This window comes from Streptomyces sp. NPDC044571, assembly GCF_040647115.1.
Classification (GTDB): Bacteria; Actinomycetota; Actinomycetes; order Streptomycetales; family Streptomycetaceae; genus Streptomyces.
In genome coordinates, this window is sequence record NZ_JBEZBN010000004.1 from 121656 (window position 1) to 142064 (window position 20409).

Below are 20409 nucleotides of genomic sequence, written 5' to 3' on the forward strand. Positions count from 1 at the left end.
GGGGTAGGGTCGTTCAGGGAACGAGTTCCGTTAAACGATACGGCGTGCCACTACGTGGGACACATGGAGGTCGCTCCGATGCCGTGCCACCCCTTGGAGGAGCTGGCCGCCCAGCGCCTGCTGCCCGTGCTCCGCACGGCCGACGCGGAGGATGCCGTCCGCCGGACCGAAGGCCTGCTGGCGGCAGGCTGCCGCGTGATCGAGCTGACCACGTCCACCCCCAACTGGGCCGAGGCCCTCACCCGTACCGTCCGGCTGGCCGACGCGCACGGCCGCCCCGCACTGATCGGCGTCGGCACCGTCACCACCGCCGCGGACGCGGAGGCCGCACTCGACGCCGACGCGGCCTTCCTGGTCTCCCCGTACCCGGCCCCGAGGTCCGCGCGGTCGCCGTGCGGCGTGAGGCGGTGTTCGTCGAAGGCGGCTTCACCCCCGCCGAGATCGCCTCCGCCGTCCGGTCCGCCGGCGCCGCCAAGGTCTTCCCGGCGCACGTCGGGGGCCCGCGGTTCATCCGCTCCCTCACGGCGGTGCTCCCCGGGGCGCTGCTGATCCCGACCGGCGGCATCCGCCTCGGGGCGGTCCGCGCGTGGCTCGACGCCGGAGCCGCGGCCGTCGGCATCGGCGCCGGGCTGCCGGACGATCCGGGTGAACTGGCCGCCGTCTTCGCTGCGTCGACCGGGTGGGGCGAGCGGGGCGGCGCCCGTGCCGACGCCGGCTGCGGGGCCGGGCGATGACCGGGCCGGGGCGGACGGCGGAGTACGACGTGCTCGTCCTCGGCGAGGTGCTGGTCGAGATCCACGCCGACACAGCCCTCGGCCGGGCCGTCGACGGGACCTCGGCCCGCCTCTCCTACTCCGGTGACGCCCTGAACGCCGCTGCGGCCGCCGCCGCGGCCGGGGCCCGCACCGCCCTGCTCGCCGTCGTCGGGGACGACGAGCTCAGCGTGCCCCTGCTGCGCCGCGCGGCCGAGCTCGGCCTGGACGTCTCCCATGTCCACCGCTCCCCGCGCCCCAACGGCGCCTACCTGCTCGCCGCCGACACCGGGGGCGACCGCGCCTTCGTCTACTGGCGCACCGGCAGCGCCGGTTCGACCCTCTCCACCGGACACGTCGCCTCATGGCGGAAGCTGCTGACCCGCTCGAAGGCGCTCGTCACCAGCGGGATCACCGGAGCCCTGGCACCGGGCGGGCGGGCCGCGGTGCTGGCCGCGGCCCGGGCCGTGCACGCGGCCGGCGGGCACGTCTCGTACGACTCCAACTTCCGTCCCCGGCTCACGGGACGGTCCGAGGCGCGGGAGCTGCTGGCCGGGATCGCCCCGCTGGCCGGACTCCTGAAGACGGCCTGCCCGGCCGACACCCTGCCCCTCGTGGACACCGGCGATCCGCTGACCGCCGCGGCCCGCTGCCGCGCGCTGGGAGCGCGTACGGTCGTCGTCACGGCGGGCGCGGACCGGCTGCTGCTGGACGACGGCACGCGGGCGGAGTACCACCCCGTACCGGTCGTGCCGGACCCCGTCGACGCCACGGGCGCCGGGGACTGCTTCACCGGCACCGCCACCGCGCGACTGGCCCTGGGCGACAGCCTTGCCGACGCGGTCGCGTACGGCATGGCGGCCGCTTCCCTGTCGGTGTCCGGACGGGGTGGCACCGGCCGCGTGCCCGCCTTCGCGGAGACGAAGGCCCTGGCCACGGCCCACCGCGGGTGACCGGCCCGGTCAGCCGCGGGGCGAGGACGGCGCCGGGCGCGGCGGCCGACTCGCCCAGCACGAGCCGGACATCGACCCCGCCGTCCCCGACCGCCTCCAGCACTGTCACCGGCCCGCCGGATCCGTGCGCCACGCTGACGCCGTCCAGGAGCGAGGTGCTGCGGCGCAGCCCGACCACCGTCCAGCAGTTCGCGGGCCGCCTCGGCCCGGAACCGGCGGACGTGCCGAGGGCTGCGGCGAGTTCGGCCCGGGCGGGTCCGGCCGCACCGTCGGGGAGGAGCGCGAGCAGGGGCCAGACCCCGGCGGCGGTGAGGGTGGGTGCCGTGGTCGCGGCTGACCGCCCGCTCGACCCCCTGCGCGGTGAGCCGGTTGACCGCCCCGTGCCCAGGCGCGGGCAGAAGTTCACTCCACTTGATCCAAAAAACAAGTGGATCTCGGGGCCGCGCCATGACATGGTTGGTCTCACCGAAGGGGTGTAGCTCAGTTGGTCAGAGCGCTGGTCTCCAAAACCAGATGCCGCAGGTTCGAATCCTGCCGCCCCTGCTTCCGTGAACTGGTAGTTCGCAACCAAAGGTCCAGGTCAGACACTGTCTGCTTGGGCCTTTCCCATGCAGCTCTACGCTGGCACTAGGTCAGCACTACCCTGCCGCAACCCTGCTGCTACAGCGTCAGGCACCCCCAATTCCACCCAAGCAATCTTGCTGTTCGTGCACGTCAGACGACAGGCGGCGGCTCTTCTCCTCCTGAGGGAGAGGGCCGCCTCAGCCGTCGGTGCCGCGGTCCACACGTGCTGACGGTGGAGCCGATCGCACTGCACCGCGACGGCCTGACTGCCTATCGCCTACCTGTCTACGATCGTCCGACTGAATCAAGATCCCAAAATGCCCCGATCCTGGTGCTGACTTTATGATCACGAACCGATGTCGTTTGACGGGTGTCAGACGATCAGCTGGAGTGGCTTCGCGAGGGCCGCAGACGGCTCGGTCTGCGCCCCTGAGCGGAGAAGAGGCGGTGGATCCGGGCCTCACCCCCGCCGTTTCAGCGCCCGTGACAGGCGAGGGAGCTCGTTGGGGAGCAGTCGGCCGGCCAGGGCGCCGCCGAACACGACGACGCCCACGCCGACCAACCAGGACTGGATGACCAGGACGGTTCCGAACGGGCCATAGGCGACTGCGCTGGATGCGATCAGCGGTGAGAACACGAGCCGCGAGAACAGCCTGAGGCCGAGCAGCCCGAGCATCGTGGCGACCGCCCCGGGCAGCAGGGTGGCCCAGGCGACCCGGCCGCCGAGCAGTAGCCGCTGGGACCACCAGAAGAACAGGGTGCCGCTCAGCACCGTGACCACCCCGCGGGCCGAGGAATCCCGCCACAGGGGTGTGATCGCGGACAGGAAGAGGATCCCGATGAGGACGGCGAGCCACAGCACGTGCCGCCACCTGGCCCACCAGCGGGCCGGGGGCAGATCCCAGATCTTCTCGTAGCCCCTCTGCACCGCCGCCCCGAACGACAGACCGAATACGGCGAGGGCGGCGAGGCCGAACGCCGTCGTGGTCCGCCACGCCTGACCCGGCAGGGCGAACAACCGCTCGATCTCCCCTCTGGCGGCCGTCGAGACGCCGAGCCCGTCTCCCAGCCACTGCGCGAACCCCCGTCCGCTCGCCGGATCGGCCGCGGACACGACGATCAGCAGTGGCACCGGTGTCAGGAACCCGAGCGCCGCGAATCCCAGCGAACGCTGCGACAGGTCGATATCGCTGCCCCACCCCCACCTGCGCCCCGCCCGCGAGCGGCGGATCGCGCTGCGCAGGCGCCCGAACGGAGACAAGCGGCCTGCGGCATCGGACGGGATGCCCTCGCTAGGGGGCACTTGGGTGCGCCTCCGGGCCCGGCGCCTCGGCCGGCTGCTCTGCCGAGGCTCCGTGCTCAGGGGCTTTGCGCCAGCGGGCTTCGCAGAACGAATAGAGGCCGAACAGCAGGAGACCCATCGCCGCGGCGATCAGGAGCACGGGCCCGGCGGGTGTGGCGGCGAACGAACGCAGCGTCTCGTCCATGCCCTTGGCCCGGCCGGGATCGAACTGCACCGCAGCCAGCAGGACGAACAGCCCGGACACCGCCGCGACCACGCCGGTCGCCACGCCGCCGACGACGCCCAGCCCCGCGACGACCCGCCGCGTCGCCGGGCTCATCTCGCCCGTCCGGAGATTCTCCTCGAACTTCCGCATCAGGCTGCGCACCACGATCACCACGCCCACGATGGCCAGGACGGCTCCGACCACGCCGAAGAGGACCCGCCCGAAGGGTGTAGAAGACCGCCAGCCCCAAAGAGCCCAGGCGCCGGGTCCACTTGTCACCGCCCGTCACCGCCTGTCCGAACGCGGCCTCTGACATCCGCCACAGCGCCATCGCCGCCAGCCCCACCACCAGTGCCCACAGCAACCCCCGGCCGAACGGCTGCTCGCCGATGGTCCGCACCGCACCTGACCCAGCGGCCTCCTTGCCACTGCCGCCGCCGAACGCCATCTGCACGGCCAGGAGCCCCACCAGCACGTAGATCACACCCCCGGGTGAAGAGTCCGACCCTGGACAGGACCTCCATGCCACGGCTGTTGGACACACGCCGCCCCTTGGACCTGGCCTGGGTGGCACCCTTTTTGATGGCCATACCTGGCACCTCCGGAGCCCTGCCGTGCGGTCGACAGGGCGAGCGCAGCGGTCAGTGCTTGAAGGAGTCCTTGATCTTCGCCGCGGCCTGCTTGGTGTTGCCCTTGATCTGGTCACCACGGCCTTCGGCCCGCAGGTGCCGGCTGCCGGTGACACGGCCGACGGTCTTCTTGGCGCCGCCCTTGACCGCTTCGGCCTTGTGCGCGATCTTCTTGCCGATACTCATGGGGCGCCTCCCCTCGTAAGTCGTGTGGCGGCCTACCGGGGCTCCGATCGGCGCTTGAACGGGTTGAGCCCCCTCCGGTGCTCTCCGTCCGGGTCGGACGCTCGCCCACCCGTCGCCTGAGGGCGGGCGGTGCCCCGCTGGTCTTCGACGTCGGCGCGATCGTTGGCGGCGGCTGCCCCTCGGCGCGAATTGTTGACTCCGGGACCGGTGTCGTGGCCGCGATGAGAGGTACGGCGCGCACCAGCCAGGCGGACACCAGCCAGGAGAAGGCTCAGCCCGAGCAGGGCCACGGCCCCGACGGCGATGCCGTAGAGGAAGAGAGTGCCGGTGGAGCCGCTGACCTCGTAGCCGAAAACGGAGAATCCGCCGGTCAGCTCATGGGCACTGCCGTCATTGGCAACGACGCCGGCCACACCGACGACCAGCGCGGCTATCAGGAGGACGAGTCCGAGAATGACGAGCATGGCGCGCTCCAGAGATCTGCTCGCTGTCCTTCCACGGTAGGACTGCCCTGCCCGGGGAGCCACAGCCAGAGGGCGGATCTACCCTGGAAACGGGGGCCTCGCATCACCTCACCGCGTGAGATCGGCGGACATCATGATCGTCCTCGGAATCATCCTGCTGGTCGTCGGCTACGTAGCAGGCATCGCCATCCTGTGGACCATCGGGATCATCCTGATCGTCATCGGCATCATCCTGTTGATCCTGGGATCCGTCGGACACAAGGTCGGCGGACGACGGCACTACTGGTAGACGTCCCCTGTTCCCCCGCAGGAACCCACGTTCACACGTCGGCGACTGCTGGGACACCCGCTCCCGCTGCCACCCCGCCGGCCGCGACCTCGCCCGCCGGGCCCTCGCCGACGGCGTTGAAGCCTGCACCCACTGTCGGCCCGACACCGCCCTCGGCGTGCTGGACCAACCGGCCCGCCGCAGGCTGGAGGCATGGACGATGCGCCGATTCTCGTGCACCGGATCTCGGCGTCGGGTGGCCGGCGGGTCGTGATCCGAATCCGCGGCGTCGACACCGTCCTCGGGGTGGCCTACAGCGACCGGGACCTGATCGAGTTCCTGCGGCGCATCGAAGTCCCCGACCCAGAGGAGCTGGTCCTCGGAGACTCGCCCGTCATCGCCTGGCAGGGCGGGAAGCCGCATGTGTACGAGGGGGGCGAATAGCAGAACGCCCGCCCCCGAAGGGACGGGCGTCAGCCGTCGCGCCACGGTCACAGCACCGAGACCACTGCATCTGTGCGCAGGGACGTGCCGAAGGCATTGGGTATAGGCGCCAACGAGACCAGCGTGGCACGGGGCGCCGACAACGGGCAGGGGTCGGCGAGCCGGTCTCGCGTTGATCGAAGTCGGCGCATGTAGGTCGTCATGCCCAAGGTCTCCGCTTCGTCCGGGGCCGTGATGGCGCGGCCAGGAGATACGGCGCTCGGCGTGCTGGACTGACGTAGGTGCTACATGGCCGCTCGTTCCTCGCGGATGTCGCTCACGCTGGCGAGGAGGGTGCCCTCCGACTGCTCGTAGTGGGACAGGGCCAGGCCGAGCCCGAAGAAGGTGGGGGCCCATTCGCCAACGAAGATTCCCCACCGGTCGGCGCGAGCGATGCCGGCCCCCGGTTCGGCGTTGAGGGACGTCACCCATGTGGCGATGGAAAGACCGATCGAGGCGAACGCTGCCATGTACGCGTGCTCGCTTCGCATGCCCATCTCGTGCAGCTTCTTGATCATGGCTATCCCTGGTGTGTGAGGGGTCGGGATCTCCTTCAGGTTCACCCGGCTGGCGCGTGTGCGCATCCCGGAGGTGCGGCGGCCGGGCGACGACGACGCAGGCGGCCCCCACACGATGCACACCGTAGAACCCCAGGCAGGTGGGCCGTAGGCATATGACAGAGCAAGATTCCGGATGCGAAGAAGCCCGCCCCCGCTGGATACAGGGGCGGGCTAACCACCCGTTCCGGGAGGAGTCCACCACAATCCGGCCATCCGGCACGGCCGGCGCCTCCGTCACGAACCCCCGTACACCGCCTTGACGTTGTCCTGCGCCGGATGTGTCCGCCCCGCCGGTCCTGCCGCGAACACCCGCAGCATGTTCTCCGTCACGCGCGTGGTGAACGCTCCTGAGCGCGCGTCCAGTCCGTGGTTGGCCCCGCTGCGCCCGTCGCCGGTGGCGTCCAGGGCCTCCACCCACCGCATCGTCCCGGTGGCGAACACTCCCGCGCCGCTCGGCGCCGTGTAGTAGGCCGTGTCCTGGTGGCTCGGCCGGCCCTCGCACACCACGGGTGAGTGGGCCAGGATCTCGATCGGCCGGGGCGTCGGAAAACCGGTGTCGACCTTGTCGTACTCGACGCCCACCAGGTGCGGGAAGTGGTCGCCGGCCTTCACGCCGGTACCTTCGAAGAGCCAGTGCCCCGGGTTGGTCACCACGTAGGGGGCGTCCACCGGGTACCCGTCGTAGATCACGCCGAGCAGCGAGCTCTCCGGGTCGGCCCCCGGGGCCGAGCGGAAGTCGACCGTGGCCGGCCCGCCCCGTTTGAACCCCGGGTCCTGGTCGTAGGAGGACTTGTAGCAGACCACCGTGCGGTCCGGCCCGAGGTCGGAGGGCTCCAGGCGGATCCTGCGGAAGCAGCAGTTGGCGCCGAGGACCGCGATGTTCGTCCCGGCGTCCCGGGCTGCCGTGAAGTGGGCCCGCTGCTCGGGCGACCAGTACTCGTCGTGGCCGAGGGACAGCACCGCGGCGGCCCCTTCCAGCAGCCGCTTCTCGCGCGCCACGTCGGTGGTCGTCGCGTAGGCCAGCGGTAGGCCGAGCCGCTCGGCGAGGGCCAGCAGCGGCGCCTCGTACACCAGGAACAGACCCGCGCCGTCGTCGTACTCGTACGGCCGGTCGAAGGTCACGGCGAGGGACCGGGAGGCGTAACCGCCGCTCGGGCCGTCGTAGCTGCCGTAACCGCCCCACCGGTTGTACGCCTGCCAGGTCGCCACCGCGTTCACGACGACCGTACGTCCCGCCGTGGCCGCCGACCGGACGGTGACGGGCACGAACCGCTGCCCCTCGGCGCCCTGCGCGTCGAGCCGCAGCAGGTAGCAGCCTTCCGGCCAGCCCTTGGTGTCGACCGTGGCCGTACGGGGCCACCGGGTGCGGACCATGCGCGTCGCGGAGTCCACGGTGTGCTCGGGCTGCCGGATGCCGGGCAGCGCCTCGGAGCGCCACACCAGCCGGGCGCGGGCGCCGCCGTACCAGCCCATCCGGTAGGCGGAGACCGTGAACCGGGGCGCGGTGGTGGACACGTGCAGCCCGAACGACTCGCCGGGCAGGACACTGACCCGGTCGGCGAAGCCCTCGATGGCCCGCGCAGGCCCGGCCTTGGTGACGTGCCAGTCGGCGTTCCCGGGGCGGGCGTTCTCGGCCTTGACGTCGAAGGCGCCCGGACCGGTCGTCTTCCCGGCGGAGCCACTGGCGGTGGGGCCCTTGCCGGCCCCCGACCTCAGGTCCGCCCGGCCGGCGCCGCCCGGGCTCGCGCAGCCGCCCACGGCTCCCAGCCCGGCAGCGGTGGCCGCCCCCGTCGCGAGGGCGAGGAAGCGCCGCCTGCCCGCCCCTTCGCCGCCCCCGGCTATGTGCTCCTGATCCATGGAGGGCACGTTATGTCACGCCTTCGCGCCCCCTCGCCACCGGGTTCGGGGAGGTCGTCCCGGTACCACAGCGGTGTCGGGGCGGCTCCCGGTAGACCGGTGTCCCCGAGCGGGACGACCGCGCGACCAGTGCCGCACGGCGGGAGGCTCCGACGCCCCCGCCGTGTGGCGGACGCCGCCTAGCGGTCCTGGGAGAGACGGACGAGTTCGGCGAAGGAGCCGTCCTGGCGGAGGAGTTCCTCGTACGTGCCCTGTTCGGTGATCCGGCCGGCGTCGAGGACGATGATGCGGTCGGCGAGGCGGCAGTTCTCCATGCGGTGGGTGACGATGACCGTGATGCGGTCGTCCTTCATGTCGCGCAGCCCGGAGAAGACCATGTGCTCGCCGCGGGGATCCATGGCGGAGGTCGGCTCGTCCATGACGAGCAGGCCGGGCCTGCGGTGGAAGGCCCGGGCACACGCGATGCGCTGCCACTGGCCGCCGGAGGGCTCGTGACCGCCCCACAGGGAGCGGGCCAGCAGGGTGTCGAGGCCGCTCGGGAACGCCGCGACGGTGTCCTTCATGCCGACGGCGGCGAGGGCGTCCCAGACCGCCTCCTCGCCGCGGGGGTCGGGTTGGCCGAGGGTGATGTTCTCGCGGGCGGAGAAGGGCCAGTACCCGTAGGACTGGGTGACGAGCCCGACGTGCCGCCAGGCGGAGCGCTGATCGGCGTCGGCGGTCGGAACGCCGTCCCAGGAGACCGTGCCGGTGGTGGGGGCGGTGAGGCTGGTGAGGAGGCGGATGAAGGTGGACTTGCCGGCGCCGTTCTCCCCGACGAGGGCGACGACCTCCCCGCGGTGGAGCGTGAGGTCGACCGGGCCGAGCGCGGGGCTGTCCTTGCCCGGGTAGGTGTACGTGGCCGCCTCAAGGCGGATCTTCCCCGGGGCCTCCAGCTCCTGGGGGCCGCGCGGCCCGGATTGCTCGGCTGCCTGGCGGATGAAGGTGGCGTAGTCGCCGAGGTAGAGGGCGTGTTGGAACATGGCGGCGCCGTACACCACGAGCTGCGACAGGGCGGCGGTGGAGGTGCGCATGGCGACGATCGCGGTACCGGCGGCTCCGAGTGCCATGTAACCGCCGACCACGAGCGCGCCGAGGCAGGCCCAGGTCAGGACGATGAAGAGACCGGAGACCACCGCGGCGGTGAGGTGGACGGCCAGGTAGCGGGGCGCGGACCCCACCATGGTGGAGTCGATCCGGGCGCAGACGGCGGCGTACCAGTGGTGGGCGTACGGGCGCATGCTGTTGCCGCGCAGCTCGTCCGCGAGCTTGGGGGTGGTGAGGTGCCAGCGCATCATGTGGCGGATGTTGCGCGAGGCGACGGTCTCGTTGTGGAGGCGGTAGTCGAGGCGGGCGGCGAAGACGGAGCCGAGGCCGCGGGGGATGACCGACAGCAGGAGCAGGGGCAGCAGCACGGGGTGGACGACGCACAGGACCGACGCGACGGCGACCATGTCGATCAGGCCGCCGGAGAAACCGAGCGCGTCCTGCAGCAACATTGCGGAGCGGGCGGATCCGGTTTCGGCGGCCTCGGAGCGCTCGGTGAAGTCGGGGGCGTCGTAGGCGGACAGCTCGACGTCCATGTGGGCGTCCACCATCGCCAGATCGGCGAGGGTGGACATGCCGGGATTCAGGCGCCGGGCGGCACTCCCGGACGCGAGGGAGGCCAGCGCCCCCAGGGCCGTCAGGGCCGCTGCGGCGGCGAGCGGCCAGGCGGCGCCCGTGACGCGCTCCTCGACGGTGCCGGCGGTGAGCAGAGGGCCCATGGCCCGGGAGACGGCCGTGAGGGCGGCGGCGGTGCAGACGCCGCCGAGTACCTGGGCGCAGACGAGCCAGACGAACGCGGTCCGGTTCACCGCCCAGGCCAGCCGGGCGGTCTGGGCGAGCGCGGCCGGCACCCGGCGGGCCATGTCGGCCGGCGAGAGCTGTTCCATGGTCTTGTTGTGCTGCCCCCAGGCGTACGTGAACTCCGGGGGCGCGGGCAGGGCAGCGGCTTTCGGTTCCTCGGCTTGCTTGCGGGCCATGGTGTTCCTCCTCCAACTCGTCGGTGAGGGAAGTCGTTCCGCCCCTCGGACGGCGGCATGACGAGGAGACCCCTGCCTCCAGGGGGGGAGGCCGGGGCGGGGTGCGCCGGGGGAGCGGAGGAGTGAGTACACAGCAGCCCGGAGGGTGGAGCAGCGCGATCCGGCCGACCTGGCGGGTGTGGGGGCGCCGGTGTGCCGACGGGGTGGGTCGGGGTCCGGCCGCAGCGCGGGGGCGGCGATTGGCCGGAACCGGCCGGTGGCAGGGGCGGTCGCCGGAAACCGCTTGCGGGGCCGCGTCGCCCGGCGGCGGTCGGTGGCGGTCGCCAGGCGGCCCGGATCCGCTGAGGTCCGAGGAGTCAGGCAGACAGCTGCTCGACCAGGCTGGTGCCGCTGCCCTGCTGGGACTCCCACGTCCACGTCTCCGCCAGGCGGAGCCGGCCGTCGGGGAGTTCCGTCACGAGCGAGGTGCAGTGCCCGGACGCGGTGGTGCCGTCGTGCCGGAGCTGGACGTAGCGGAAGTCGAGCCCGTCGCCGGAGCGGGTGCCGACCAGGTAGCCCCTGGCCACGTCGCCACCGGAGTACTCGGCCCAGATCCGGTCGCCCTGTTCGTGGTACACGAACCGGGTCTCCCGGCCGACCTGGCCCGGCGCCTGGTCGGCGACCGGGACGAAGACGAGACCGTCGAGCGAGCGCGCCATGGGTGACTCCTGAGGAACGGGGCCGGGTCCGGACTGCCCGGCGACCTGGGCGGGGTGCCTCCTCACCCTAAGCGGCATGTCCAGGACAGCCGTACGGCGTCGGCGCCGGCGCGTGCGGCGCCGGTGCGTGCGGCGCCGTCAGGGCTCGAACGGGGTGTCGCTCCACCGGAACCGCGCCTCGTCTCCTTCGATGTGCAGCAGGAACTCGGCGACCGGGCCGGTCGGAGACACCAGGGTGAGCCTCCGCGCAATCGACGCGTAGACCTCGTCGAACCGCTCGAAGTCCTCCTCCGCGAGAACGGCGCGGGCCTCGTCGAACCAGGGCTTGAACACCGCGAACGCCGGCTGCGGGGTGAAGCGGCCGCTCAACCACGGGAAGTCGAACCCCGCGATCGCGATCTCGCCCACGAGTTCCCGGCCGTGTTCCTGCCCCCAACGGCGCTCCAGCCGCCATACCTGACCGTCGCCACGTCCCATTCCGCCCCGCCCCTTGTGTCGCCGGCATCTGAAACCCCCGTCCTGTCGTCAAGGTAGCGCCGGTGGGACCCGCGCGGCGGCCGGCCCCCGCCGACGGATCCGCTCCGCTTCGCCCGCACCGATGACCAGCCCGTTGAAGAGGAACGGCGCCCAGGCCCGCTCGTACGAGGTCGGTACCCGCCAGTGACCCCGGCGGTGGCAGTGAGAGAAGCTGGCCCCGTGAAGCGAACGAGCACCCGCCTGGCCGACGGCCGCGAGATCCTCTACTACGACACCGACGACGCAGCAGCCCGCGCCGTACCCGACACCCGCCCCCTCGAAGCCTCCGCCACCACCTCCGAGGTGCGCCGCGACCCCCTCCTCGGGGACGCCGTCGTCATCGCCTCCCACCGCCAGGGCCGCACCTACCTGCCACCCGCCGACGCCTGCCCGCTCTGCCCCTCCACCGAAGGCCGGGCCGGCGAGGTCCCGGCCCCCGACTACGAGGTCGTCGTCTTCGAGAACCGTTTCCCCTCGCTCGCCGGCGACACCGGCCGCTGCGAGGTCATCTGCTTCACCCCCGACCACCGGACCTCCTTCGCCCAGCTCGACGAGGAGCGCGCCGCGCTGGTGCTGGCCGCCTGGACCGACCGCACCGCCGAACTCTCCGCCCGCGAGGGCGTCCGCCAGGTGTACTGCTTCGAGAACCGGGGCGCCGAGATCGGTGTCACCCTCTCGCATCCGCACGGCCAGATCTACGCGTTCCCGTTCGTCACCCCGCGCACGACCCGCATGCTCGCCACCGTGGCCGCCCACCGCGCGGCCACCGGCGGCAACCTCTTCGAGGAGGTGCTCGCCGCCGAGCGGGCCGAAGGCACCCGCGTCGTCCTCGAAGCCGAGCACTGGACCGCCTTCGTGCCCTACGCGGCACGCTGGCCGTACGAGGTCCACCTCTACCCCCACCGCCGGGCGGCCGACCTGACCGCCCTGGACGGCCCCGCCCGCGACGAGTTCCCCCGCGTCTACCTGGAACTGCTGCGCCGCTTCGACCGGCTCTTCGGGCGGCCCGACCCCACCCCGTACGTCTCCGCCTGGCACCAGGCGCCGACCTCGGGCGAGGGCCGCGCCGACTTCGCGCTCCACCTGGAGCTCTTCACCGTCCGCCGCACCGCCGACAAGCTCAAGTACCTGGCGGGGACCGAATCCGGGATGGAGGCCTACATGAACGACGTGCGGCCCGAGGACGCGGCCGCGCGGCTGCGGGAGGTGGCGAGCCGGTGAGCGGGACGGCCCAGGAGTTCAAGGAGCTGTACGGGTACCCGCCCGAGGGGGTCTGGGCGGCACCCGGCCGGGTCAACCTGATCGGCGAGCACACCGACTACAACGACGGCTTCGCCCTGCCCTTCGCCCTCCCGCAGCGCACCGAGGCGGCCGCCGCCCGGCGCACCGACGGGATGCTCAGGCTCCACTCCGCCGACACCCCCTCCGGGGTGGTGACCCTCGACCCCGCCGAGCTCGATCCCGCGCGCCCCCCGAAGGGCTCCGACGGCTGGGCCGCGTATCCGGCCGGCGTGCTCTGGGCCCTGCGGGAGGCCGGTCTTCCGGTCGGGGGCGCCGATCTGCACGTACGGTCCGAGGTGCCGGCGGGGGCCGGGCTGTCCTCCTCCGCCGCCCTGGAGGTGGCCACCGCGCTGGCCCTCGCCGACCTGCACGGGATCCCGCTCACCCGCCCCGAACTGGCCGCGCTCGCCCGCCGCGCGGAGAACGCCTACGTCGGCGTGCCGTGCGGGGTGATGGACCAGATGGCCTCGGCGTGCGCCACCGACGGCCACGCCCTCCACCTGGACACCCGCAGCCTCCGGCAGGCGCACATCCCCTTCGACTGTGCGGCCGCGGGTCTGCGCCTCCTGGTCATCGACACACGGGTCAAGCACGACCTGGCCGACGGGGCGTACGCCGAGCGCCGCGCCTCCTGCCACGGGGCGGCCGCCGCCCTGGGCCTGCCCGCGCTGCGCGACCTCCCGTACCGCGAGCTGGAGCAGGCGCTCGCCCGCCTGGCGGACCCGGTCGCGCGCAGCCGGGTCCGGCACGTCGTCACCGAGAACGAACGCGTCGTACGGGTCGAGGCCCTGCTGCGGGCCGGGCGGCTGCGGGAGACGGGACCGCTGCTGACCGAGGGACACCGCTCGCTCCGCGACGACTACGCCGTCTCCTGCGCGGAGCTCGACCTCGCGGTGGCCACCGCGAACGCGGCGGGCGCGTACGGGGCCCGGATGACCGGCGGCGGCTTCGGCGGCTCCGCGCTGGCCCTCATCGACGCGGAGGCCGAGCCGGTGGTGACGCGGGCGGTGACGGAGGCCTTCGCCCGCGCGGGGCACGCGCCACCGCGGATCACGGTGGCCGCACCCTCCGCCGGCGCGGCCCGGATCCTGTGAACCGCGTGTACCGGGATGCCTGAACTGGCGCCCGGTTGATCGACGGCACGGGCGCACCGTCCTCGAACTCGCCATCGGCCGGCTCCTGGCACACCCCGGATGCGCCTCGGTGATCGCGGGCGCCACCTCCGCCGAGCAGGTGAGGGCCAACGCGGCCGTCACCTGCTCGTCCGCCGGACCCGGAACTGCCGGCGGAGATCGACGTGATCGCGCAGCCGCGGAGGTGAGCGCTCAGCCGGGAGGGCCCGTCAGGACCTCCACCTTGCCCGTGTCCAGCGAGTAGTAGGCACCGACGACGGCCAGGGCGCCCTTCTTCACGAGGGGCCCCAGGTCGGCGTTGGTCCGCAACTCGTCCGCGGTCACCTTGACCTGGTTGCGGATCATGGTGTCGACGGGGTCGGCGCCGGGGCTCTTGGCCGTCAGCTCGTACGCCGGCGCCAGCGCCTTCGCGATGGCCTGGAGGTTGCCGGGCAGCGTCGTGCCGGCCTTCAGCGCCTTGTACGCAGCCTCGATGGCGCCGCAGCGCTGGTGTCCGAGCACCACCACCAGCGGGGTGCCGCCCGTCATGGGTCCGTACTCGACGGAGCCGGTCACCACCGGGCCGACGGTCTGCCCGCCCGTACGCAGGACGTACAGGTCGCCGAGCCCGGTGTCGAAGACCAGCTCGGGCGCCACCCGGGAGTCGATGCACGAGAGGACCACCCCGAAGGGGTCCTGCGCCTCGGCGACCAGCTCGCGCCGCTCGGGATCGCGGTCGGGGTGTTCGAGCGTGCCGCTCACCCAGCGCTGGTTGCCTTCCATCAGGCGCGTGAACGCGGCCTCGGGTGTGGCGGGCCGTGGCGGGGGAGTTGCGGTCGTGGCCTTCGCGGTACTCGGGGACGAGCATCCCGAGAGCGCGGCGGCGGTCGCCGCGAGTGCCCCGGCCAGAACGGCCCGGCGGGCCGGAAGTCCTGCTGTGTGCATCGGTGGTGCCCCTCGGTGCCGCGCCGGCGCGTCCGTACGTCGTGACGAGCGCGATTGTCCCGCCTGCCGGGGCCATCGCCCGGCAGGCGCACAACGACGCGGACCCCGTTGCCACGGACGGCTGACTCCCGGGGCCGTCGGCGTGCACGAGGCCGACGCCCCCGCGCCGGTCGGGGTGCGGACGCCGGCGGCCCCCGACCACGCGGCGGCCCCCGACCGCATCCGGCGGGTCAGGACACGATGTCCTTGCGGGAGAAGCCCCGGAACGCGAGCGCGAACAGCACCAGCGCGTACGACACCGACACCGCCGCGCCCTTGACCATTCCGCCCCATTCCAGCTGCGGCTGCAGCGCGTCCGCCCAGGCGAACTGCCAGTGCGCGGGCAGGAACTCCCGCCAGGACCCGAGCGCGGTCACCGCGTCCAGCACATTGCCGACGATCGTCAGGCCGACCGCCCCGCCCACCGCGCCCAGCGGCGCGTCCGTCCGCGTGGAGAGCCAGAACGCCAGCCCGGCCGTCACGAGCTGCGAAACGAAGACGAACGCCACCACCATCGCGAGCCGGGGCAGGGCCTCCCCCGCGGGAAGCGCTCCGCCGGTCGGGAGTTTGAGCGGCCCCCACCCGTACGCGGCCGTACCCGCCGCCAACGCCACCACCGGCAGCAGCACCATCGCCGCCAGGCTGAAGCCGAGCGCCACCACCAGCTTGCTCCACAGCAGCCGCGCCCGCGGCACCGGCGAGGCGAGCAGGTAGCGCAGCGAGGACCAGCTCGCCTCGGAGGCGACCGTGTCCTCGCAGAACAGAGCCACCGGCACCACCAGCAGGAACCCGGCCGACACGAACAGGCAGGTGGCGGCGAAGTTCGCCCCCGAGGCCGTCGCCGTGTCGATGAGGGTGATCCGGCCGTCCCGGCCGCCCCGCCCGCCGTCCTGACCGCCGCCCACCGCGAACGCGATGACCATGATGAACGGGAGTGCGGCGAGCACCCCGCCCATCACCAGCGTCCGCCGCCTGCGCCACTGCCGCAGTGCCTCCACGCGCAACGGCAGCGTGGCGCCGGGCCGGTACCCGGGAGCCGTGTCCAGGGCGGTCATGCCGCACCTCCGATCAGGGTCAGGAACGCGTCCTCCAGCCGCCGGTGCGGCCCCACCGCCGTCACCGGCACCTCCAGCCGGACGAGTTCGGCGATCAACCCGGCCGGCGTGGCACCGTCCAGCCGTACGAGCAGCCCGTCATCGGCGGCCGTCACGGAGGCGACCCCCTCCAGGGCCGCCACCTTGCCGACGACCCCCTCGTCCACCGGCCCGGCCAGCGAGACCAGCAGCGTGTCCCCGCCGCCGGTGATCTCGGCGACCTCGCCGGCCTGCACCAGCCGCCCACGGTCCATGACCACCAGGTGCGTACAGGACTGTTCCACCTCCGACAGCAGGTGGCTGGAGACGATCACGGTCCGGCCGCCGGCCGCGTACCGGATCATCACGTCCCGCATCTCCCGGATCTGCGGCGGGTCCAGACCGTTCGTCGGCTCGTCGAGGATCAGCAGGTCCGGCATGCCGAGCATGGCCTGCGCGATCGCGAGGCGCTGGCGCATGCCCTGCGAGTACGTGCGCACCGCGCGCTCCAGCGCGTCGCCGAGCCCGGCGATCTCCAGGGCCTCCGCCAGGTGCGCGTCCTCGGCCGGGCGGCCGGTCGCCCGCCAGTACAGCTCCAGATTGGCCCGCCCCGACAGGTGCGGCAGGAAACCGGCCCCCTCGACGAACGCCCCGACCCGCGACAGCACCGGCGCGCCGGCCCGCACCGGGTGCCCGAACACCCGGATCTCCCCGGCGTCCGGCGAGATCAGCCCCATCAGCATGCGCAGGGTGGTCGTCTTCCCGGCGCCGTTCGGCCCGAGCAGCCCGAGCACCTGCCCCTTCTCCACCCGGAACGAGAGGTCCCGCACGGCGTACCGGTCCTGGGCCTTCGCATAGCGCTTCGTCAGTCCCGTGATCTCCAGCGGTACGTCGGCGAGCGCCGGGTCGGGCTGCGGTCCCCGCCCCCGCGGCCCCGCGGCCTCCCGGCCGGTCCGCCGGATCCCCAGCAGCGCCGCGGCCAGCGCCGCCGCGCCGAGCGGCAGCCACCAGGTCCACGCGGGCAGCCCCGCCGAGGCCGTCCGCACGCCCTCGGCCACCGGCACGGCGAGCGGGCCCTCCACCCCCACGGTGTAGGTGGCCGGAGCGGCCGGGGTCGCGTAGCCCAGGTCGGTGGCCGCGACGACGAGCCGCAGCCGGTGCCCGGCCTCCACCGCATGGTCGACGGCGGGCAGCCGCAGCCGCACCGTCGCGCCCTGCCCGGCGTTCTCGACCCGTACGGGAGCCACCAGCAGGCTCGGCAGCACCGCCTCGCGTCCGTCGGGCCCCACGTCGTACACCTTGCCGAACAGGACGGCCGAGCCGTCCGCGGCCGTCGAGCTCACCTTCAAGGTGACCGTCGGTGTTCCCGTGATCCGTACCTCCTCGGTCAGCGGATCCGACTCGAACCGGGCGTGCTGCCCGGGGAAGTCCACCGAGAGATTCGCCCCGAAGGCGGCGAGCTGCCCGCCGATCCCGGGCAGCGAGGACATCGCGGGCGGAGCCCCGCCCGGCGGGTTCGCGAAGCTCTGCTCCCGGCCGGTCAGGGCGAACTCCCGGGGGCCGGCCGTCAGACCGGGGTAGGCGTCGCCGCTCGCGCCGCGCAGCTGGACCGCCCCGTCGGTCGAGTCGATGCCGCCCGAGCGCGACACGCGGAAGGCAGGGCCGGTGTCGGCGCCCCCGTCACCCTTGAGGTAGCGGTCGAACCAGGCAGTCACCCGCCCCTCGATGCGGGCGGACTCGCGCATGCCGCCGTCGTGGCCGCCCGAGGCCCAGTCCACGGAGACCGGGGCGCCGTTCGCCGCGACGGCCTTCGCCATGGCGTCGGCCTGGTCCAGCGGGAAGAGGGAGTCGTCCTGGCCTTGGACGACGAGGGTCGGCACCTTGATCCGCTCCGCGACCGCCGCGGGGCTGCGCCGCTCCAGCAGCGCGCGGGCCTCGGCGTCGGGCTTCCCGGCCGCCGCGACCCGCTCGTACATGGCACACAGCTCGGGGCGGAACCGCCCGCAGCCCGGGGCCGCGGGCGCCTGCGGCGCCGCCCCGGCCGCCCCGGCGGCGGGCGGCACCACGGCCGCCGAACCGGTGGTGAAGAAGAGGCCGGACCACAGCTTCTTGAAGACGCCCTGCGGGAAGAGGGAGTCCGCGAGGCTCCAGTACGTGATCTGCGGAGCGATGGCGTCCACCCGCCGGTCGTATCCTGCGGCGAGCAGCGAGACCGCCCCGCCGTACGAGGCGCCGGCCACCCCGACGCGCGGATCGCCGTCCCCGTCGAGCCGTACCTCGGGGCGGCGCGCGAGCCAGTCGACGAGCCGGGAGACGTCCTTGACCTCGTCATCCGGGTCGTTCAGCCCGATCTGACCGCCCGAACGGCCGAAGCCGCGCGCCGACCAGGTGAGCACGGCGTACCCCTCCCGGGCCAGCCGCTCCGCCTGCGCGCGGACGTCGTCCTTGCTGCCACCGAAGCCGTGCCCGAGGAGCACGGCGGGACGGGGCCGCCCGCCTGTCCCGCCCGAGGTGAAGTAGGAGGTGTCGATCCCCGCGCCGGGCATCTGGAGGACCTGGTCCCTGCGGTGCACGGGCGGCCCGTCCGCGGCCGCGCCGGCCGTCCACGTCCCGGCCCCGGCGACCACGGCGAGCGCGGCGGCGCCCGCGAGCAGGCGGGTCCGGCGCCGCCGGGGCGGGTCGGGCTTCGGCAGTCGGAGCAGTCGGAGCTTCATACGGGAACCCTAAACGCCGGGTCCCCGCCCCTTGAGCGCCTCCAGGGGGACCCGGGCACCTCCTCCAGGACTACTCCAGCGGCGCCGCCGTACCGCGCCTGCGGTATCCGCCCGGTTCCCTCCGCCCGACCTGCGCCCGGCGCCGGCCGGCGGGAGGATGGCGGCATGCTGTTGGCCGAGGTCGCACGCGTGTCCCGGGAGGTCGCCGAGACCTCCGCCCGTTCCCGGAAGACCGCCCTGCTCGCCGAGCTCTTCGCCGCCGCGCCGCCCGACGAGGCCGGGCTCGTGATCGCGTACCTCGCCGGGCGCCTTCCGCAAGGCCGTCCCGGCATCGGCTGGCGCACGCTCAGCCGGGACGTCGAGCCCGCCGAGCGGCCCACCCTGAGCGTCCGGGCCGTCGACGCGGCGGTGACCGAACTCGCCGCCGTCGCCGGGGCGGGCGCCCAGGCGGCGCGACAGCGGATCGTGGACGCCCTGTTCGGCGCCGCCACCGCACCCGAACAGCGGTTCCTGCGCAGCCTGCTCTCCGGGGAGGTACGCCAGGGAGCGCTGGACGCGGTGGCCCTGGAAGCGGTGGCCGCGGCGGCCGGAGTACCGGCCACCGAACTGCGCCGGGCCGTGATGCTGGACGGCTCGCTGCCCCGGGTCGCGGCGGCGGTCCTGGCCGAGGGCGCGGAGGCGCTGCGCGGGATCACCCTGCGGGTCGGGCAGCCCGTCCAGCCCATGCTGGCGAACACCGCCCGGTCGGTCGCCGCGGGGCTGGCCGCGCTCGGCCCCTGCGCCGTGGAGGAGAAACTCGACGGGATCCGGGTCCAGGTGCACCGGGACGGTGACGACGTACGCGTCTACACCCGCTCCCTGGACGAGATCACCGGCCGCCTCCCGGAGGTGGCGGAACTGGCACGGACGTTCGCGGGGGAGCGCTTCATCCTCGACGGAGAGGTGATCGGCCACACGCCGGCCGGCCGGCCGGTGCCCTTCCAGGAGATCGCGAGCCGGGTCGGGTCCCGCCTCGACGTCGCCGCCGCCCGGCAGGTCCTGCCTGCCGCCGCGTACTTCTTCGACGTGCTGGCCGTCGGCGACGGCGCGGTCCTCGACCTGCCGCTGCGCGAGCGGTACGCGGAGCTCGCCGCGCTCGTGCCGCAGTCCGCGCGGGTACGCCGGCTGGCGGTCGAGGACCCGGCGGCGCAGGAGGCCGAAGCCGAGGAGTTCCTCGCCGAGAGCCTGCGCCGCGGCCACGAGGGGGTCATGGTCAAGGCGCTCGACTCGGTGTACGCGGCCGGACGGCGCGGCAAGAACTGGCTCAAGGTCAAACCGGTGCACACCCTGGACCTGGTGGTGCTCGCCGTCGAACGCGGCCACGGGCGGCGCACCGGACTGCTGTCGAACCTGCACCTGGGGGCGCGGGCGGCCGACGGCACCTTCGCCATGCTCGGCAAGACCTTCAAGGGGCTCACCGACGAGATGCTGCGCTGGCAGACCGAACGGCTGGGGGAGCTCGCGGTGGAGGACGACGGATTCACCGTGCGGGTGCGGCCCGAACTGGTGGTGGAGATCGCCTACGACGGGCTCCAGCGCTCCCCGCGCTACCCGGCCGGGGTCGCGCTGCGCTTCGCCCGGGTGCTGCGCCACCGCCCGGACAAGAGCGCGGCCGAGGCGGACACGGTGGAGACGGTGCTGGGCCAGAGCGTCCGGACCGAGCCCTAGTTTTGCCTCAGAGGCAAGATGGCTTGCCATGCAGGCAACC

The 20409-nt window shown here is 73.5% G+C and carries 20 protein-coding genes, 1 tRNA gene and 2 pseudogenes; 10 read left to right on the forward strand and 13 right to left on the reverse strand.

Features of this window, described 5'->3' with window-relative positions:
* Positions 1 to 78 precede the first annotated feature (78 nt).
* From AB0B01_RS03645 to AB0B01_RS03660, 4 genes and pseudogenes are all read left to right on the forward strand, one after another.
* Positions 79 to 303: pseudogene (locus AB0B01_RS03645) on the forward strand (hypothetical protein); the annotation flags it as partial.
* 89 nt (positions 304 to 392) lie between these two features.
* Positions 393 to 734: a hypothetical protein gene (locus AB0B01_RS03650; RefSeq protein ID WP_361712474.1), complete on the forward strand. Its 342-nt coding sequence runs from the start codon at positions 393 to 395 to the stop codon at positions 732 to 734.
* Positions 731 to 1705, forward strand: a complete 975-nt coding sequence (locus AB0B01_RS03655; protein WP_361712476.1) for a PfkB family carbohydrate kinase — start codon at positions 731 to 733, stop codon at positions 1703 to 1705. Before AB0B01_RS03650 ends, AB0B01_RS03655 begins: the two co-directional genes overlap by 4 nt.
* 469 nt (positions 1706 to 2174) lie before the next feature.
* Positions 2175 to 2248: transfer RNA gene (locus AB0B01_RS03660), tRNA-Trp, on the forward strand.
* A gap of 481 nt (positions 2249 to 2729) precedes the next feature.
* On the opposite strand, the gene AB0B01_RS03665 is transcribed toward AB0B01_RS03660, so the two are convergent.
* The 5 genes and pseudogenes from AB0B01_RS03665 to AB0B01_RS03685 form a co-directional block, all read right to left on the reverse strand.
* Complete coding sequence (locus AB0B01_RS03665) at positions 2730 to 3512, reverse strand: ribonuclease BN (protein ID WP_361712599.1); 783 nt, start codon at positions 3510 to 3512, stop codon at positions 2730 to 2732.
* A 49-nt stretch (positions 3513 to 3561) separates the two neighbouring features.
* Entirely contained in the window at positions 3562 to 3981 is a 420-nt protein-coding gene (locus tag AB0B01_RS03670; RefSeq protein WP_361712478.1) for a DUF1206 domain-containing protein, read from the reverse strand.
* 154 nt (positions 3982 to 4135) lie between these two features.
* Positions 4136 to 4225 (reverse strand): annotated as a pseudogene (locus tag AB0B01_RS03675) (hypothetical protein); the annotation flags it as partial.
* Between the two features lie 193 nt (positions 4226 to 4418).
* The gene (locus AB0B01_RS03680) at positions 4419 to 4592 is read right to left on the reverse strand and encodes a CsbD family protein (RefSeq protein ID WP_361712480.1); all 174 of its coding nucleotides are present in this window, start codon (positions 4590 to 4592) and stop codon (positions 4419 to 4421) included.
* Between the two features lie 32 nt (positions 4593 to 4624).
* Positions 4625 to 5056, reverse strand: a complete 432-nt coding sequence (locus AB0B01_RS03685) for a hypothetical protein (RefSeq protein WP_361712482.1) — start codon at positions 5054 to 5056, stop codon at positions 4625 to 4627.
* Between the two features lie 133 nt (positions 5057 to 5189).
* Between AB0B01_RS03685 and AB0B01_RS03690 the strand changes: the two genes are divergently transcribed.
* The 3 genes from AB0B01_RS03690 to AB0B01_RS03700 are packed head-to-tail and all read left to right on the forward strand — an operon-like array spanning position 5190 to position 5768.
* Positions 5190 to 5345: a DUF6131 family protein gene (locus tag AB0B01_RS03690; protein ID WP_361712601.1), complete on the forward strand. Its 156-nt coding sequence runs from the start codon at positions 5190 to 5192 to the stop codon at positions 5343 to 5345.
* Between the two features lie 7 nt (positions 5346 to 5352).
* The gene (locus AB0B01_RS03695; protein WP_361712603.1) at positions 5353 to 5598 is read left to right on the forward strand and encodes a DUF6233 domain-containing protein; all 246 of its coding nucleotides are present in this window, start codon (positions 5353 to 5355) and stop codon (positions 5596 to 5598) included.
* On the forward strand, positions 5538 to 5768 hold the full coding sequence (locus AB0B01_RS03700) for a hypothetical protein (protein WP_361712484.1): 231 nt from the start codon (positions 5538 to 5540) through the stop codon (positions 5766 to 5768). Before AB0B01_RS03695 ends, AB0B01_RS03700 begins: the two co-directional genes overlap by 61 nt.
* Before the next feature lie 284 nt (positions 5769 to 6052).
* Here AB0B01_RS03700 and AB0B01_RS03705 read toward each other — a convergent pair whose 3' ends face one another.
* The 5 genes from AB0B01_RS03705 to AB0B01_RS03725 form a co-directional block, all read right to left on the reverse strand.
* Positions 6053 to 6325: a hypothetical protein gene (locus tag AB0B01_RS03705; RefSeq protein ID WP_361712486.1), complete on the reverse strand. Its 273-nt coding sequence runs from the start codon at positions 6323 to 6325 to the stop codon at positions 6053 to 6055.
* A gap of 276 nt (positions 6326 to 6601) precedes the next feature.
* Entirely contained in the window at positions 6602 to 8224 is a 1623-nt protein-coding gene (locus AB0B01_RS03710) for a N,N-dimethylformamidase beta subunit family domain-containing protein (RefSeq protein ID WP_361712488.1), read from the reverse strand.
* A 179-nt stretch (positions 8225 to 8403) separates the two neighbouring features.
* Positions 8404 to 10284, reverse strand: coding sequence for an ABC transporter ATP-binding protein (locus AB0B01_RS03715; protein ID WP_361712490.1), 1881 nt, complete (start codon positions 10282 to 10284; stop codon positions 8404 to 8406).
* 356 nt (positions 10285 to 10640) lie between these two features.
* Positions 10641 to 10982: a hypothetical protein gene (locus tag AB0B01_RS03720; protein ID WP_361712492.1), complete on the reverse strand. Its 342-nt coding sequence runs from the start codon at positions 10980 to 10982 to the stop codon at positions 10641 to 10643.
* A 138-nt stretch (positions 10983 to 11120) separates the two neighbouring features.
* Positions 11121 to 11459, reverse strand: a complete 339-nt coding sequence (locus AB0B01_RS03725; protein WP_361712494.1) for a hypothetical protein — start codon at positions 11457 to 11459, stop codon at positions 11121 to 11123.
* Between the two features lie 219 nt (positions 11460 to 11678).
* Between AB0B01_RS03725 and galT the strand changes: the two genes are divergently transcribed.
* Together galT and galK are read left to right on the forward strand one after the other, a co-directional pair.
* Complete coding sequence (gene galT, locus AB0B01_RS03730; protein ID WP_361712496.1) at positions 11679 to 12719, forward strand: galactose-1-phosphate uridylyltransferase; 1041 nt, start codon at positions 11679 to 11681, stop codon at positions 12717 to 12719.
* Positions 12716 to 13873, forward strand: a complete 1158-nt coding sequence (gene galK, locus AB0B01_RS03735) for a galactokinase (protein WP_361712498.1) — start codon at positions 12716 to 12718, stop codon at positions 13871 to 13873. Before galT ends, galK begins: the two co-directional genes overlap by 4 nt.
* Before the next feature lie 231 nt (positions 13874 to 14104).
* Here galK and AB0B01_RS03740 read toward each other — a convergent pair whose 3' ends face one another.
* From AB0B01_RS03740 to AB0B01_RS03750, 3 genes are all read right to left on the reverse strand, one after another.
* Complete coding sequence (locus AB0B01_RS03740) at positions 14105 to 14836, reverse strand: carbonic anhydrase (RefSeq protein WP_361712500.1); 732 nt, start codon at positions 14834 to 14836, stop codon at positions 14105 to 14107.
* Positions 14837 to 15066: 230 nt separating this feature from the next.
* Positions 15067 to 15930, reverse strand: a complete 864-nt coding sequence (locus AB0B01_RS03745; RefSeq protein ID WP_361712502.1) for an ABC transporter permease — start codon at positions 15928 to 15930, stop codon at positions 15067 to 15069.
* Positions 15927 to 18662 carry an alpha/beta fold hydrolase gene (locus tag AB0B01_RS03750; RefSeq protein ID WP_361712504.1) on the reverse strand — a complete coding sequence of 912 codons (2736 nt, stop codon included), beginning with the start codon at positions 18660 to 18662 and terminating at the stop codon, positions 15927 to 15929. The genes AB0B01_RS03745 and AB0B01_RS03750 overlap by 4 nt, the downstream gene beginning before the upstream one ends.
* A gap of 165 nt (positions 18663 to 18827) precedes the next feature.
* Here AB0B01_RS03750 and AB0B01_RS03755 point away from each other — a divergent pair, with 165 nt between their 5' ends.
* Positions 18828 to 20369 carry an ATP-dependent DNA ligase gene (locus tag AB0B01_RS03755; RefSeq protein WP_361712506.1) on the forward strand — a complete coding sequence of 514 codons (1542 nt, stop codon included), beginning with the start codon at positions 18828 to 18830 and terminating at the stop codon, positions 20367 to 20369.
* Positions 20370 to 20409 lie beyond the last annotated feature (40 nt).